At 43.6% G+C, this 12,878-nt stretch carries 13 protein-coding genes; 8 read left to right on the top strand and 5 right to left on the bottom strand.

Features of this window, described 5'->3' with window-relative positions:
* The first annotated feature begins 94 nt into the window (after positions 1–94).
* The 5 genes from JMW90_RS11710 (at position 95) to JMW90_RS11690 (ending at position 3,942) form a co-directional block, all read left to right on the top strand.
* Positions 95–589 (top strand): low molecular weight protein-tyrosine-phosphatase, encoded by a 495-nt coding sequence (locus tag JMW90_RS11710; RefSeq protein WP_201564400.1) that lies wholly within the window; start codon positions 95–97, stop codon positions 587–589.
* A gap of 97 nt (positions 590–686) precedes the next feature.
* On the top strand, positions 687–1,808 hold the full coding sequence (murB, locus tag JMW90_RS11705) for a UDP-N-acetylmuramate dehydrogenase (RefSeq protein WP_201564398.1): 1,122 nt from the start codon (positions 687–689) through the stop codon (positions 1,806–1,808).
* Positions 1,792–2,571 (top strand): YdcF family protein, encoded by a 780-nt coding sequence (locus tag JMW90_RS11700; protein WP_227691952.1) that lies wholly within the window; start codon positions 1,792–1,794, stop codon positions 2,569–2,571. The genes murB and JMW90_RS11700 overlap by 17 nt, the downstream gene beginning before the upstream one ends.
* A gap of 131 nt (positions 2,572–2,702) precedes the next feature.
* A complete protein-coding gene (ccoS, locus tag JMW90_RS11695) occupies positions 2,703–3,005 on the top strand; it encodes a cbb3-type cytochrome oxidase assembly protein CcoS (RefSeq protein WP_201564396.1) in 303 nt (100 codons plus the stop codon).
* 97 nt (positions 3,006–3,102) lie between these two features.
* Positions 3,103–3,942, top strand: coding sequence for a sulfite exporter TauE/SafE family protein (locus JMW90_RS11690; RefSeq protein ID WP_201564394.1), 840 nt, complete (start codon positions 3,103–3,105; stop codon positions 3,940–3,942).
* A gap of 136 nt (positions 3,943–4,078) precedes the next feature.
* On the opposite strand, the gene JMW90_RS11685 is transcribed toward JMW90_RS11690, so the two are convergent.
* The gene (locus JMW90_RS11685) at positions 4,079–5,233 is read right to left on the bottom strand and encodes a DEAD/DEAH box helicase (protein ID WP_201564392.1); all 1,155 of its coding nucleotides are present in this window, start codon (positions 5,231–5,233) and stop codon (positions 4,079–4,081) included.
* Between the two features lie 258 nt (positions 5,234–5,491).
* Positions 5,492–5,707, bottom strand: coding sequence for a cold-shock protein (locus JMW90_RS11680; RefSeq protein ID WP_011513806.1), 216 nt, complete (start codon positions 5,705–5,707; stop codon positions 5,492–5,494).
* A gap of 564 nt (positions 5,708–6,271) precedes the next feature.
* Here JMW90_RS11680 and aroQ point away from each other — a divergent pair.
* Positions 6,272–6,808: a type II 3-dehydroquinate dehydratase gene (gene aroQ, locus JMW90_RS11675; RefSeq protein ID WP_201564390.1), complete on the top strand. Its 537-nt coding sequence runs from the start codon at positions 6,272–6,274 to the stop codon at positions 6,806–6,808.
* 178 nt (positions 6,809–6,986) lie between these two features.
* The gene (locus JMW90_RS11670; protein ID WP_201564388.1) at positions 6,987–8,282 is read left to right on the top strand and encodes an ABC1 kinase family protein; all 1,296 of its coding nucleotides are present in this window, start codon (positions 6,987–6,989) and stop codon (positions 8,280–8,282) included.
* 209 nt (positions 8,283–8,491) lie between these two features.
* Here the strand turns inward: JMW90_RS11670 and JMW90_RS11665 are convergent, their stop codons facing one another.
* Complete coding sequence (locus JMW90_RS11665) at positions 8,492–9,322, bottom strand: ion transporter (RefSeq protein WP_201564386.1); 831 nt, start codon at positions 9,320–9,322, stop codon at positions 8,492–8,494.
* A 354-nt stretch (positions 9,323–9,676) separates the two neighbouring features.
* Between JMW90_RS11665 and JMW90_RS11660 the strand changes: the two genes are divergently transcribed.
* Positions 9,677–10,426 (top strand): YebC/PmpR family DNA-binding transcriptional regulator, encoded by a 750-nt coding sequence (locus JMW90_RS11660; protein ID WP_201564384.1) that lies wholly within the window; start codon positions 9,677–9,679, stop codon positions 10,424–10,426.
* A gap of 98 nt (positions 10,427–10,524) precedes the next feature.
* On the opposite strand, the gene JMW90_RS11655 is transcribed toward JMW90_RS11660, so the two are convergent.
* Both JMW90_RS11655 and ftsY read right to left on the bottom strand, forming a co-directional pair.
* Entirely contained in the window at positions 10,525–11,097 is a 573-nt protein-coding gene (locus tag JMW90_RS11655) for a methylated-DNA--[protein]-cysteine S-methyltransferase (RefSeq protein WP_201564382.1), read from the bottom strand.
* 65 nt (positions 11,098–11,162) lie between these two features.
* The gene (gene ftsY / locus JMW90_RS11650; RefSeq protein ID WP_227691955.1) at positions 11,163–12,074 is read right to left on the bottom strand and encodes a signal recognition particle-docking protein FtsY; all 912 of its coding nucleotides are present in this window, start codon (positions 12,072–12,074) and stop codon (positions 11,163–11,165) included.
* Positions 12,075–12,878: the final 804 nt, after the last annotated feature.

Raw genomic sequence — 12,878 nt, 5'->3', positions numbered from 1 at the left:
TAACAATTTACATTACCCGATAGCATGCTCATAAATCGCCTTTTCAGGGCTGATTTTGATAGCATGTTTTTTTATTGCGACAAAAGGTCATCCTATGCCAATCAAAGCGTCTACTCCGTCATCTGTATTACTGGTCTGTTTGGGGAATATCTGCCGGTCACCGACCGCCGAAGAGATTTTTCGTCAGCAAGCAGCGATTGCAGGGCTGTCGATGAGGGTGGATTCAGCTGGAACTGGAGATTGGCATATTGGGCATGCACCTGATGAGCGAGCACAGCGTCATGCCAAAGCCCACGGTTATAAAATCAATAAACTGGTCGCGCGCCAAGTCAATGCTGATGACTTTCGCAATTTTGATTTAATCTTGGCGATGGATGCACAAAATTTAGCAGACTTGCAATCTATCAAAGATGGTCTAAAAGATACCGATACAAAATTAGCCAAATTGGCTTTATTTAGTGAAGAAGATCCCACTTACGGTGGTTATGATGTGCCAGACCCATACACCGGTGATAGCGATGCCTTTGAAGAGGTAATCGAGCGTATCGAATCAAGTGCCCAAGCTTGGATTGAAAGCTGGAAGACATAGTAATCATAAAACGCTGTATTTTTGCTACCTTCATACGCCGCATCCTTTATAATAAATATCGTATGAATTTTTGTTTATTTGCTCCATAGGCTATGTTATGACTTCAGCTTTATGCTCTAAATCCAGTGCACTATACCCTCTATCTGATGACGCAGCGGATTTGTCTCATAGCAACACCATGGCTTTGGCGTGTACAGCTGACTCTGTCCTTACGTTGAAAAATGAAGCGCAGCTTGATGAGTTTATGGCAAACTATGGGCAAGATACCAAGCTTAATCAGCCCTTATTTGTCCTATCCGGCGGTAGCAATGTGCTATTGCCAGCAAAGCTCAATGCGATTGTCTTACGACCACAAATGCTTGGGATATATGTGACAGCCCAGACAGACTCTCATGTCGATATCGAAGTCATGGCAGGCGAAAACTGGCATGACTTGGTTGTACATACTGTCGTTCAAGGCTGGTATGGACTTGAAAACCTTGCCCTCATACCGGGTCTTACTGGTGCCGCTCCCATACAAAATATCGGCGCTTATGGTGTCCAGCTGGAGGACTGCTTGCAGTATGTACGTGCTTATCATCTGCCAAGCCAAACTTGGCATAATCTGACAGCAGTCGACTGCGAGTTTGGCTATCGTGATAGTATGTTTAAGCGTCAACCAAATACGTGGTTAATCAGCCGTGTGGGTTTTAGACTGCATACTGATATAACAAAGGTGTTGGCAAGCTATGGCGATGTACAGACCGTTGCACAGCGCTATGCGGCGCAGCAAAGTCGTACCAAGCCGACGCCCGCTGATGTGATGCATGCCATTATCGAGATTCGTCAGCAAAAGCTACCTGACCCGAGGCAATTACCAAATTGTGGCAGCTTTTTTCAAAACCCTATTATCCCTCAAGAGCAATTTACCGAACTGCAATCATCTTATCCCGCTGTTGTTGGTTATCCAATGCCTGACGCAATGGTTAAGGTGGCAGCTGGTTGGCTTATCGAACAAGCCGGTCTAAAAGGCGGCGGTATAGCACCTATTTTCACTCATCAGCAGCAAGCGTTGGTACTGACCAATCATGCGCCCTATCTAACCACCCAAAAAGAGGTAGCCGCCGCTCAGCAGTATATTACCAATACTGTGTATGAGAAATTTGCGATACTGTTGTCGCGCGAGCCGGTGTGGGTAAATGCCGATGGCTCCTTCGGATACGATGAGCATGTGGTCTAAACAGTCATGGTCTACTCGTCTATGGCGGCATTATTTACGTTCAGCTGAGCGTATGCTTAAATTGTTTCGTATTATCAATGCCACATTTTTGCTGGGTGCAACGACGGTTATTTTGCTTCTCATCAGTTTATTTACGCCGCTATTTTCTCAGGCGGTTATTTATATATTAGCCCATCTGCCTTTGCCAAATATGCCACCTGTTGCTCTGAGCTCGCCGCCTACCGCTTATGTGGTATTGGGCGGTGGTCTGACCAATGACCATAACAACCAAATTATCCTCAATCGCTATAGTCTCAATCGTGCCCGTACTGCTGCCACAGCTTACCATGACCTACCTTTGCCGATTGTGCTCAGTGGTGCTGAAGCGCCTTGGCTTGGTCAATGGCTGATTGAGCATGGTATCGATGGGTTAATCAGTGAAAATGCCAGCATGAATACCTGTGAAAACGCCCGATTTACCGCAAAACGCATCCCTCTGCATCATGTTTATCTGATCACCGACAGCTACCATATGGCACGTGCTCGCAGACAGTTTGCCTTAAACGGCATCAACAGCACAGCCCTTAATTCCCCTTTACCCGTCAGACGTGATTGGAGGGAACCGGCACAAAACTTAAGCCATTCGCGGCGCGCGGTGTATGAAGTTGCCGCTTACTTACGTGATGTGATACGTCCTCAAGCAAATTGTCGTCAAGCCAAAGAGGTAACGTCGCAGCAGCTATTAACACCGAGAGGCAAGGTCGCCAAAACTGCTGATGACTAGAGCTTGCAAGCCAATCTTGGCAAACGTGCGGTCATTAGTATCTACCCCCTTACTTTTATCTTTACCGTTCATCCACCTCACTGGCAACAGGTGTATAATGATAAAAGAAACTGCTATTAAAGAGATGTGCCATGCTCAGTATATTTTTATTAATTCCATTAAGTCTCATGCTGTTTGTGGTCGCGATTTGGGCAGTACGTTATGCGGTAAAATCCAACCAGTTTGAAGATTTGGATAACGCTTCACAGCGTATTATCTTAGACGATCGTCAGGAGCGTCGACAAGTGATGCAGGCGCAGGAGAATGCAACTGCTACTCAAGAAGTAAAAGAAGCGCACGATATGACTTCTATTGAAGAACACTCTAGTAAGCTAAATAATGTGGACATCGCCGCAAATCCTCTGTCTGATACAGACAAGAACTCAAAAATATAGCTGTGGGCTATCTTACTAATGCGTTACCCACTTATTCTATCTGTATAAGAGAGTGATAAGTCGGTACGCTTTTTACCATTTTTAGGAGTACCTTGCCATGACCACAGCTTTACTCGTTGCGGCACTGTTAATGGGTTTTTTCGGTTCTCCGCACTGCTTAGGAATGTGTGGTGGCTTAGTAACTGCCTTTGGTCTGTCAATGAAAGACGTCAGCCCTGCCAAACGCCGTGCATTGGTTGCCACCTATCATTTCGGTCGCTTGACCAGCTATGCATTTTTGGGTTTGGTCGCAGGATTGATAGGCACAGCCGTATTACAGCCATTGATGCAAAGCAATAGTGCACCGCGTATTTTGCTTGGTTTGGTATTGGTATTTGTCGGCGTGACAATGCTGGGGGCACCGTTTCTAAAAAATCTTGAGCGTTTTGGCATGCGATTTTGGCAGTACCTAAGCCCTATTCGCCAAAAAGTCTTCCCACTTAATACCTTTCCGCGGGCATTGTCTGCTGGTCTGCTATGGGGATTTTTGCCTTGTGGCTTGGTCTATGGCGCCTTACTTATCGCCGTGGTCGCGCACAACCCACTCAGCGGTGCCGCCTTGATGTTCGTCTTTGGCTTAGGAACTGTACCGATGTTAGTCGCCACTCACGAGACCGTCGGATGGTTACGGGATAAGATTGGGCGTTTTCGCTTAAGACAGCTCAATGGTGCGGTGATGGTATTATCAGGTTTGGCTGTGGTCTTCTTTCCTATCGCCATGTCTAATATGCATGGCGGTGGTCAAGGCATGAAGCATGGCGGTGGTCAAGGCATGGAGCATGGTGATACTATGATGATAACTGATACAAATGGTACTACCCACCACGATATGAGCCAGATGGATCATAGTATGCCCAATATGGATGATGACTCGGCAGCGATGGAAGAGCCTCACTAATTTATGACTCATTAACGTTATCACCAACATTACAGGCATAAAAAAGCCCTTAATACATCGCTAAGGGCTTTTTTTATTTAACGATTTTAGCCAGCTTAATGAATAAGATAGTGACTAATCTCTAGGATTTAGGTGCTTAGGGCTGCCACTGCTCAAGCTTAAACTTAGTGTCCAAATGCTTCTCTAATGCCGGTATGTTAAAGGCATCATCTTCACTGACAAAGCTGATACTGATGCCCGATTGTCCAGCACGACCAGTACGACCAATACGGTGTACATAGTCATCTGGCTGATCTGGCAAGGTATAATTAATCACATGGCTGACATCATCAACATGAATACCGCGCCCTGCTACATCGGTCGCAACCAACACAGAGGCATGACCGTCTTTGAAGCGCTGTAAATATTTTTCGCGTTTTTGTTGAATGACATCGCCTGATAACATGACGATTTTGTATCCCTGACGCAGCTGATGGTATAGACGCTTTACTTGGTCTTTACGATTGGCGAAGATGATCACTTTTTCTACCGTACTATCCGTGATGATACGTTCGACTGCTTCTAACTTTTGCTCTTCGGTTAATAGATAAAAATGTTGATCTACCAGCTCGCTGGTTTTATGCTCAGGTTCAATCTCAACAAACTCTGGTTCATGTAACCAGCGATATGCCAAACCCATCACATCTTGGTTAAAAGTCGCAGAAAACAGCAAGCTTTGACGGTCGGTATTGGCTGGCATGCGACTGACCAAGCGCTTAATATCGGGGATAAAGCCCATATCGAGCATGCGATCTGCTTCGTCTAATACCAATACCTCTACGCGATCCAAATAGACCATGCCTTTGTGCATCAAATCAATCAAGCGACCAGGTGTGGCAATCAAGATATCGACATATTGGCGCTCAAGCTCATGCTGTTGGGTTTCATAATTGGTACCCCCCATAATACAAACGCTATGCAAAGAGGTATATTTGGTTAAGGCGATACAGTCATCAAATATTTGCTGAGCAAGCTCACGGGTTGGTGCCATGACGACGGCACGCGGCTCACCTAAATGGCGCTCTTCATCAGCGGCAAACGGACGTTTGAGTAACGCCTCCATAATCGTCAATAAAAACGTGGCCGTTTTGCCCGTACCCGTCTGTGCCTGTCCAATTGCATCTTGATTTGCCAACGTATGCGGCAGTATCTTTGCTTGAATAGGCGTCAATTCAGTAAAACCTAAGTCACTTACTGCACGCAAGGTCGCTGCTGAAAGTGGCAAATCCGTAAACGTCGTAAAGTTACTCAAAAAAATATCCTTTTATATAAATCGCTTGTGTATCATAAATAAATGAGCGGTCATAAGGCTTAGCTGTTTGCATTAAACATTGGCCAGCAGGCGAAGCTGTATAAAACTGATAAGCATAAAAAAGCCAAGCCCTATGTCGATGCTTACCCAATATGCTGCGTTAAAATCAACATAAGTAAGACAGGACGGACTTGACTCAGCAGTATATCAGTAGTTTGTACAGACATTATAGCTAAACTATAAGAATGACTGTCGCGATTACTCTTCTACTTTTCTGACTTCTTCAGCTTGTAGACCTTTATCACCTTCTACCACACTGAACTCAACTTTTTCGCCGTCTTTTAAAGAGCGATAACCATCACCTTGTATCGCGCGGAAATGCACAAAAATATCTTCTCCGCTGTCACGTTGAATGAAACCAAAGCCTTTTGAGTCATTAAACCACTTAACGATACCTTGTTCGCGAGCTGACATAATATTACTTCCTAAAAAGTTTACTTAGTCCCAAATTCCTTTGCATCATTGCATATAAACGGGTACTAAAATTATGAAATCAAAACTTAAGAGTGACTATCCAATATAATATTAGCGAAATCTAAAAGATTCATAATAGCTTTTAATATTTAGCATATAGTCATTTTACTGCCTCTAGTCTTTGACAAAAACCAAAACCGCTTTACGAAAAAAGCATTAATCATCAAATAAACTAGAATTAGCAACAAACATGTAATGTTTGTTGTGTAAAAAATATCATAGCACGGCTTTTTAGCAACACAAAGACTTTTCATATGATTTTTAGAACTTGAACGGTCTTTTAGAATTATTTTTTTATAACTTATAGTCGATTCATTTTAAAAACGATACAGTGCTATTGGCCGCGAATAATTAACCTCAGTAGTTCTGTACTCTTTTAAAAGTGGATCAACTATAATATAAAGGGGTAGAGAGCGCTATGTTCTCTAAAATCTGTTATTGTAGTACGCTTATATTCACCAAAAATTTATATAAAGATATTCATTGCTATTCATAGAGACCATTATGACCACCTCATCTCAATCAGCAACGACCCCCACTGCATCCCATCAAAAAGCCAATAAAACCCTTACTTATAAACTACTATTGATTAATGGTGTGAATCTAAATCTACTCGGCAAACGTGAGCCTGATATTTACGGTCATATGACCCTTGCTGATATTGAGAGCGCCTTAACCGAGCGCGCAGCAGCCCATGGTATTGAGCTGATTTGCAGTCAGTCTAATCACGAAGGCAAGCTGGTCGATGATATCCAGCATTACGGTCTATTAGCAGAGGCAAGTGCGCAGGTCGATGCAATAATTATCAATCCTGCTGCCTTTACACATACCTCAGTTGCGATACGCGATGCCCTACTTGCCACCCAAAAGCCATTTATAGAGGTACATTTATCCAATGTCCACGCCCGCGAGTCGTTTCGAGAGCACTCTTATTTATCTGATGTAGCCGTTGGCGTGATTTGTGGTTTGGGTCAGTTGGGTTATCATATGGCATTGGATTATTGGCTGACCCATACTTATGCCATAACATTGAATAAGTAGTTTGTTGGCGTTGAAATTTTTATATGAATAATACTGCTAAAAACATGATAAAAATTACTGCGACAAATAGTACAAAAATCGTCATAGCGATACTTTTGGCACAGTAGTCAAACAGCATTTATGTAATTAAAATAATAATATTAGGGTTTAGAAAACAACCCACTATATGGTGATAGGCATGGCAAAATCGTCCGGAACGCGCTTTATGAAACTCGCTGGTATGACAGCAAGTATTGCCGGAAAAGCAGCTAAAAACTCACTAAAGCATCTCTCAAGTGACGAAGAAAAACGCCTACAAGCACGCTCAGAATTGATGCAAGATGTCGGTATTCAAATCGCTGAAACCTTAGGCGAGATGAAGGGTGCGGTCATGAAGGTAGGGCAAATTGCCTCACAATATAAAGACGTATTCCCGCCTGAAGTGGCAACCGCATTGGAGAAGCTGCAAAAGGATGCACCGGCAATGCCCTATGTGCAGATACGAGCCCAAGTTGAACGTGAGCTCAAAGCGCCTATTCATGAATTGTTTACTGAATTTGAAGAAATGCCTTTTGCCGCAGCTTCCATCGGACAGGTGCATCGAGCAATGCTGCCATCTGGACAAAGAGTGGTGGTTAAGGTGCAATATCCGGATGTCGACAAAAACTGTGATAGTGATCTAAAACAAGTGCGTATGGCACTAAAAATCGCTGGCGTGCTCAATATGAGTAAGCAATTGCAAGAGCAGTTGTTTCACGAGATTCGCCAAAGCTTACATGACGAGCTGGACTACATTAAAGAGGCGCATAACTTACGGGTATTTGGCGCTTTTCATGCCGAAGATACGGGTTTGATTATTCCAAAGGTGATTAGCAGTCACTCTTCCAAAAGAGTTTTGACCTTGACAGAAGAGAGTGGCGAGTCGATGACAGTGGCAGCGACGTGGGATAATGATATTAAACAGAAAATTGCCGCGCGTCTGTTTCATTTTACCGCAGGGCAGCTGTTTGGCTTATATCGAATGCACTGCGATCCTCACCCGGGCAACTTTGCGTTCCGCACTGACGGCAGTGTGGTAGCATACGATTTTGGTGGGATTCGCAGCTATAGCGATAGCGAAGTGCAACTGTTTCGGCGATTTGCCAAACACGCTTTAAAAGGCGACGTCACCGCTCTTGAGCAGGATTTGGTCGCTCTTGATATTCGCCGTGAAGACGACAAAATCGTACCCGGAGAGTTTTATGGCAGATGGCTAGAGATTGGGCTAAAACCCTTATCCATCAAACCCTATCAAGACGGCGCTTTTGACTTTGCACACAGTCAGACCCATCATGAAGCCATCGCTCAAATGCGTACTTCTTTGAAATACTTTGGGCAGTTTCAGCCATCAGCATCTACGATGATGCTTGATCGCACAATATCAGGACAATACTGGAATCTCGTCAATCTAGGAGTGACGATAGATTTATCACCACTGGTCCATGAGTATATGTAGTTTTAAAGCATTGGATTTTGGAGTAATAAATATCTATAGTCAGTGAAAAGTAATATCGACACATTATGTACTGCTGGTATCAATTTTTCTTGCTTGCTGTGCCCATGCAGACAGAGGCTGCAAAAAATTTGTACTAGCAGTACCGTAGCGTTTTTAGAGTATTTTGACTATACATATCTACTTATCTACAGAATAAGTTTCAGTATTGATTATATATGCAAGGCATGGCCACAGCGGTCACAAAACTCAGCACCGACTGCGTGACCAAATTTACCGCAGTTCGGACAAGTCACAGGATTGAGCTGCGGGCGCATATTACGGGCAAGCTCTGAGGTAAAAATCCCTGTCGGTACAGCAATGATTGAGTAACCTGTAATCATGACCATGGTTGCAATGGCTTGCCCCAATGGTGTTTTTGGTGACATATCACCGTAGCCGACCGTCGTCAGGGTGACCACTGCCCAATAGATAGACAGCGGAATACTGGTAAAGCCATTTTCTGGTCCTTCTACGACATAGATAATAGAGCCGAAAATGGTAACCAGTAAGACCAGTGATAAGAAAAAGACAGTAATTTTTTGCTGACTGGTTTTAAGTGCAGACGCCAAAAAACCTGCTTGTTGCATATAGGCTTCAAGCTTGAGTACTCGAAAAATACGTAAAATACGTAAAATACGAATGACGAGTAAGTACTGTACACCGCCAAAGATCAAGCTTAAGTAGCTTGGCAGTACGGACAATAAATCCACTACCCCAAAAAAACTAAACGCGTAACGTAAGCGATTGGGTGCTGAGAGTAACCTGAGCATATACTCAATGGTAAACAAAATAGTAAAAAACCATTCCGCGTAAAAAAACAGCGTACCGTACTGCAAGCGCATATAGAGCACACTATCGAGCATCACGACTGCCACACTGGCCACAATCGCGATCAACAATACAATATCAAACAGCTTACCCAAACGAGTATCTGTGCCTTCAACAATAATATGAATGCGGTTACGCAAATGAGTAATGGCTTCGCTATTCGGCTGCTTCATTAAGTCAATCAAATCATAGGATCAATGGTTATATAAAACCGGACAACTTAGGCGTATATGCGTAAGCTAAGATTGGTCAAAATACGTGAAAGTGGTTTATAATATTGAAAATAATGTGGTTATCGGCCGCTATCCGTCACTACGAAAATAACTGCTAGTGGGTTAAAGGCCAGAACATAGCAGTGTAGCAAAAAAGCACTGTTAACAACATAAAAATCGTTAACTTACCAACAAATCACTTGCCTAATGTTAACAGTGCAATCATATAATAAAAAGCTGCATCAGATATGAAAGGTTTTTACCAATAAATTTTTATCCATACAACAAATAACTCGTAACACTTAAGGACGTCATATGGCAGGCCATTCAAAATGGGCAAATATCAAACACCGTAAAGCCCGTCAGGATGCGGTAAAAGGCAAAGTATTTACCAAAATTATTCGTGAAATTGTTTCTGCTGCCAAGCAAGGTGATCCTGACCCTGATAAAAATCCGCGCCTACGTGCTGTGATTGAAAAAGCCCTGTCCGTGAATATGACAAGAGACACCATCAATCGTGCCGTAGCTCGTGGTACAGGCGGCGATGACAATGACAATATGGATGAAGTGAGCTATGAAGGCTATGGCATCGGTGGCGTCGCGGTACTGGTCGCAACCATGACCGACAATCTCAACCGAACGGTCAGTGAAGTACGCCATGCCTTTACCAAAAATGAAGGCAATCTGGGTACTACTGGCTCTGTGGCTTACCTATTCAATAAACGCGGTGAAATCAGCTTTAATGACACAAGCTTAGAAGATGAAGTCATGCTGGTGGCATTAGATGCAGGCGCGCTTGATATCGAAAATGATGGCGAAAGCTTGCTTGTCATCACTGAATGGGAAAATTTCGGTCATGTCAAAGACGCACTGAATGCCGCAGGTCTTGTCTCTGACAATGCTGAAGTGACCATGTCGCCATCAACCAGTGCTGAAATAGACAACGTTGAAGATGCCGAAAAAGTCATGAAGATGATTGATATGTTAGAAGACATCGATGATGTGCAAGAGGTTTACAGCAACGTCAATTTCTCAGACGAAGTCATGGCGCAGCTTGAGCAATAATTTTTGTATTTTGTATCATAAAAAAGCCAAACGTTTTTAGCGTTTGGCTTTTTTTATACGTGTATGTACTTAATAGTGCAATAAGCACTTGCTACAAACTAAACTTTGCACGTGACGCCTTCAAGCGCTAACAAGTGTATTTTCTTATCTAAGCCGCCTGTATAACCGCCAAGCTTACCGTCGCTTGCAATGACACGATGACAAGGAACGATAATACTAAAAGGGTTTTTACTATTGGCATTGGCAACTGCGCGAAATCCTTTGGGACTATCGACATTTTGTGCCAGCGTTGCATAGCTGATCGTCTCGCCATAACCAATATCTTGTAGTGCTTGCCAAACTCGCTGCTGAAACTTGGTTCCCAAACTTGTATCTAGTGGCAAATCGAACGCTTGACGCTCACCGTTAAAATACTCCGTTAATTGTGCTATAGCATTTATTAATAATGCTTGAGCAGGTTCGCTTTTGCTTAGGCTGTCTTCATCTATGAACGTAAAGCTCTGATTATCAATACCGTAATGCTTTTTAAGTTTGGGAATAGATTTTGAGCTGTGCCAAGAGTCACTTGCCCGCAGCCAATTGACCTCAACCAGTTTAGGACTGCTATGCTCATTGGCACGCGCAATTAATGTTAATTGATTAGATCCAAAAGCGGCGGTGGTGACTATCATGACTACTCCTTTCAAATCGTTATGGTTTCAAGACTTTATTATTGGCTAAAATGAGCTGTTGAGCGCTATGCTTTATCATCGGTCTCAAACAATGCGGCGACAAATTGTTTGGGACTAAAGGCACGCAGATCATCAATCGACTCGCCTACGCCAATATAACGAATAGGCACATCCGTCGTTTCGGCTATATTAAAGACCACACCACCTTTAGCAGTACCGTCTAGTTTGGTAATCGTAATACCAGTTAATGGCACCACTTTATTGAATAGCTCAACTTGGTTAATGGCATTTTGACCCGTGCCAGCATCAAGCACAATCATGCCTTCATGCGGCGCGCTTGGATCGGCTTTACGCATGACGCGCACTACTTTTTCGAGCTCTGCCATCAGGTGAGTTTTATTCTGTAAGCGCCCAGCTGTATCGGCGATTAACACATCAATATTTTTTGCCTTAGCAGATTGCATGGCATCAAAGATAACTGATGCACTATCAGCGCCATGACCTTGCGCCACGACTGCAATGTTATTGCGTTCACCCCAGATTTGCAGCTGTTCAGTGGCGGCAGCGCGGAAGGTGTCCCCTGCTGCCAGCATGACTGACTTGCCCTCGCCTTGCAGACGTTTGGCAAGCTTGCCGATAGTGGTGGTTTTACCCACGCCATTCACGCCTACGACCAAGATAACAAAAGGTTTTTTACTGGTATCAATGACAAGCGGCGCAACTTTTGGCGTTAAAATATCGACCAGCTCAGTTTGTAGTGCCTTGTACAATGAATGTGCGTAGATTAAATCGCCACGCGCTGTTTGTTCAGTTAAGCTTTTGATAATACGGTTGGTGGCATTGACACCGATATCAGCAACCAGCAGTTGGTCTTCCACTTCCTCTAACAGCTCATCATCAATCTCTTTGCCACCGATAAGGATACTGACCATCCCTTCAGCTAAGTTTTTGCGTGATTTACTCAAGCCGGTTTTCATCCGGTTAAACCAGCTGCCTTTTTTGCTGTTTTCTTGCTCCTCTTGCACCTCTTGATTTTCTTGCGACTCTACTGCCACCTTTTGCTGTGGCTCAGAAGGCACTTGATTGCTATTGTTAATGGTACTGCTAGAAGTAACGCTTGGCAGATCGCCTAATTGTGCTTGTAAGGGCATAGTGGGGATTTTTGACGCAGGGACAGCTGGTGTTGCAGTCTCTGCATCATTGGTATTTGCAAAGCTCTCTGAGGTATTGTCAGTGTTACTGTGCTTTTGCGTCATAAGGATAGGCGCGCCTAGGGCAATACTCTCGGCTGCATCGGTGCTTGACACTTGCTTATTGACAGTAGGCGTTCCTGACTCATCGCCATCACTTACATCACTTTTTTCAGGCGCATCGATAATGGGCACAGATTGCACTGGTAGACTGGGTAAGGTAATATCATCGTCATCTAATTCATCAAGTCCGCTGTCAAGATTAATGACCACACGATTGCTATTATTGGGGTTATTCATAATTTTGCCCTAAAGTTTATCAATATCAGTAATGTGTTTATGGTAAGACCGGATCTGTATAACGTCGCATCGTCCGTTTTCTATGATTCAATCCAGAGAGTATTTTTAGCCTAGTTTAGCATGATTCAAGTTGAGCTCAGCCTCTCGCATCCTAGATTGCTGGTAAATGAACCGCCCCGACTATATCGGAGAGTGTTTTACTTGAGTCAGGCAGCAATGCCTGACAGGGTTAAATTATCATAATACCGCTTTTCAAATTCAAAAGGTGACACATATCCAATCGTGCTATGC

The organism is Psychrobacter glacincola (assembly GCF_904846215.1).
Taxonomy (GTDB): Bacteria; Pseudomonadota; Gammaproteobacteria; order Pseudomonadales; family Moraxellaceae; genus Psychrobacter; species Psychrobacter glacincola.
This window is presented reverse-complemented; position numbering and strand designations above follow the sequence as displayed.

What these genes read in the sequence shown, in the direction of transcription:
- JMW90_RS11710 (WP_201564400.1), top strand. Translation starts at nt 95, where the DNA reads ATGCCAATCAAAGCGTCTACTCCGTCATCTGTATTACTGGTCTGTTTG.
- murB (WP_201564398.1), top strand. Translation starts at nt 687, where the DNA reads ATGACTTCAGCTTTATGCTCTAAATCCAGTGCACTATACCCTCTATCT.
- JMW90_RS11700 (WP_227691952.1), top strand. Translation starts at nt 1,792, where the DNA reads ATGAGCATGTGGTCTAAACAGTCATGGTCTACTCGTCTATGGCGGCAT.
- ccoS (WP_201564396.1), top strand. Translation starts at nt 2,703, where the DNA reads ATGCTCAGTATATTTTTATTAATTCCATTAAGTCTCATGCTGTTTGTG.
- JMW90_RS11690 (WP_201564394.1), top strand. Translation starts at nt 3,103, where the DNA reads ATGACCACAGCTTTACTCGTTGCGGCACTGTTAATGGGTTTTTTCGGT.
- JMW90_RS11680 (WP_011513806.1), bottom strand. Translation starts at nt 5,707, where the DNA reads ATGTCAGCTCGCGAACAAGGTATCGTTAAGTGGTTTAATGACTCAAAA.
- aroQ (WP_201564390.1), top strand. Translation starts at nt 6,272, where the DNA reads ATGACCACCTCATCTCAATCAGCAACGACCCCCACTGCATCCCATCAA.
- JMW90_RS11670 (WP_201564388.1), top strand. Translation starts at nt 6,987, where the DNA reads ATGGCAAAATCGTCCGGAACGCGCTTTATGAAACTCGCTGGTATGACA.
- JMW90_RS11665 (WP_201564386.1), bottom strand. Translation starts at nt 9,322, where the DNA reads ATGAAGCAGCCGAATAGCGAAGCCATTACTCATTTGCGTAACCGCATT.
- JMW90_RS11660 (WP_201564384.1), top strand. Translation starts at nt 9,677, where the DNA reads ATGGCAGGCCATTCAAAATGGGCAAATATCAAACACCGTAAAGCCCGT.
- JMW90_RS11655 (WP_201564382.1), bottom strand. Translation starts at nt 11,097, where the DNA reads ATGATAGTCACCACCGCCGCTTTTGGATCTAATCAATTAACATTAATT.
- ftsY (WP_227691955.1), bottom strand. Translation starts at nt 12,074, where the DNA reads ATGAAAACCGGCTTGAGTAAATCACGCAAAAACTTAGCTGAAGGGATG.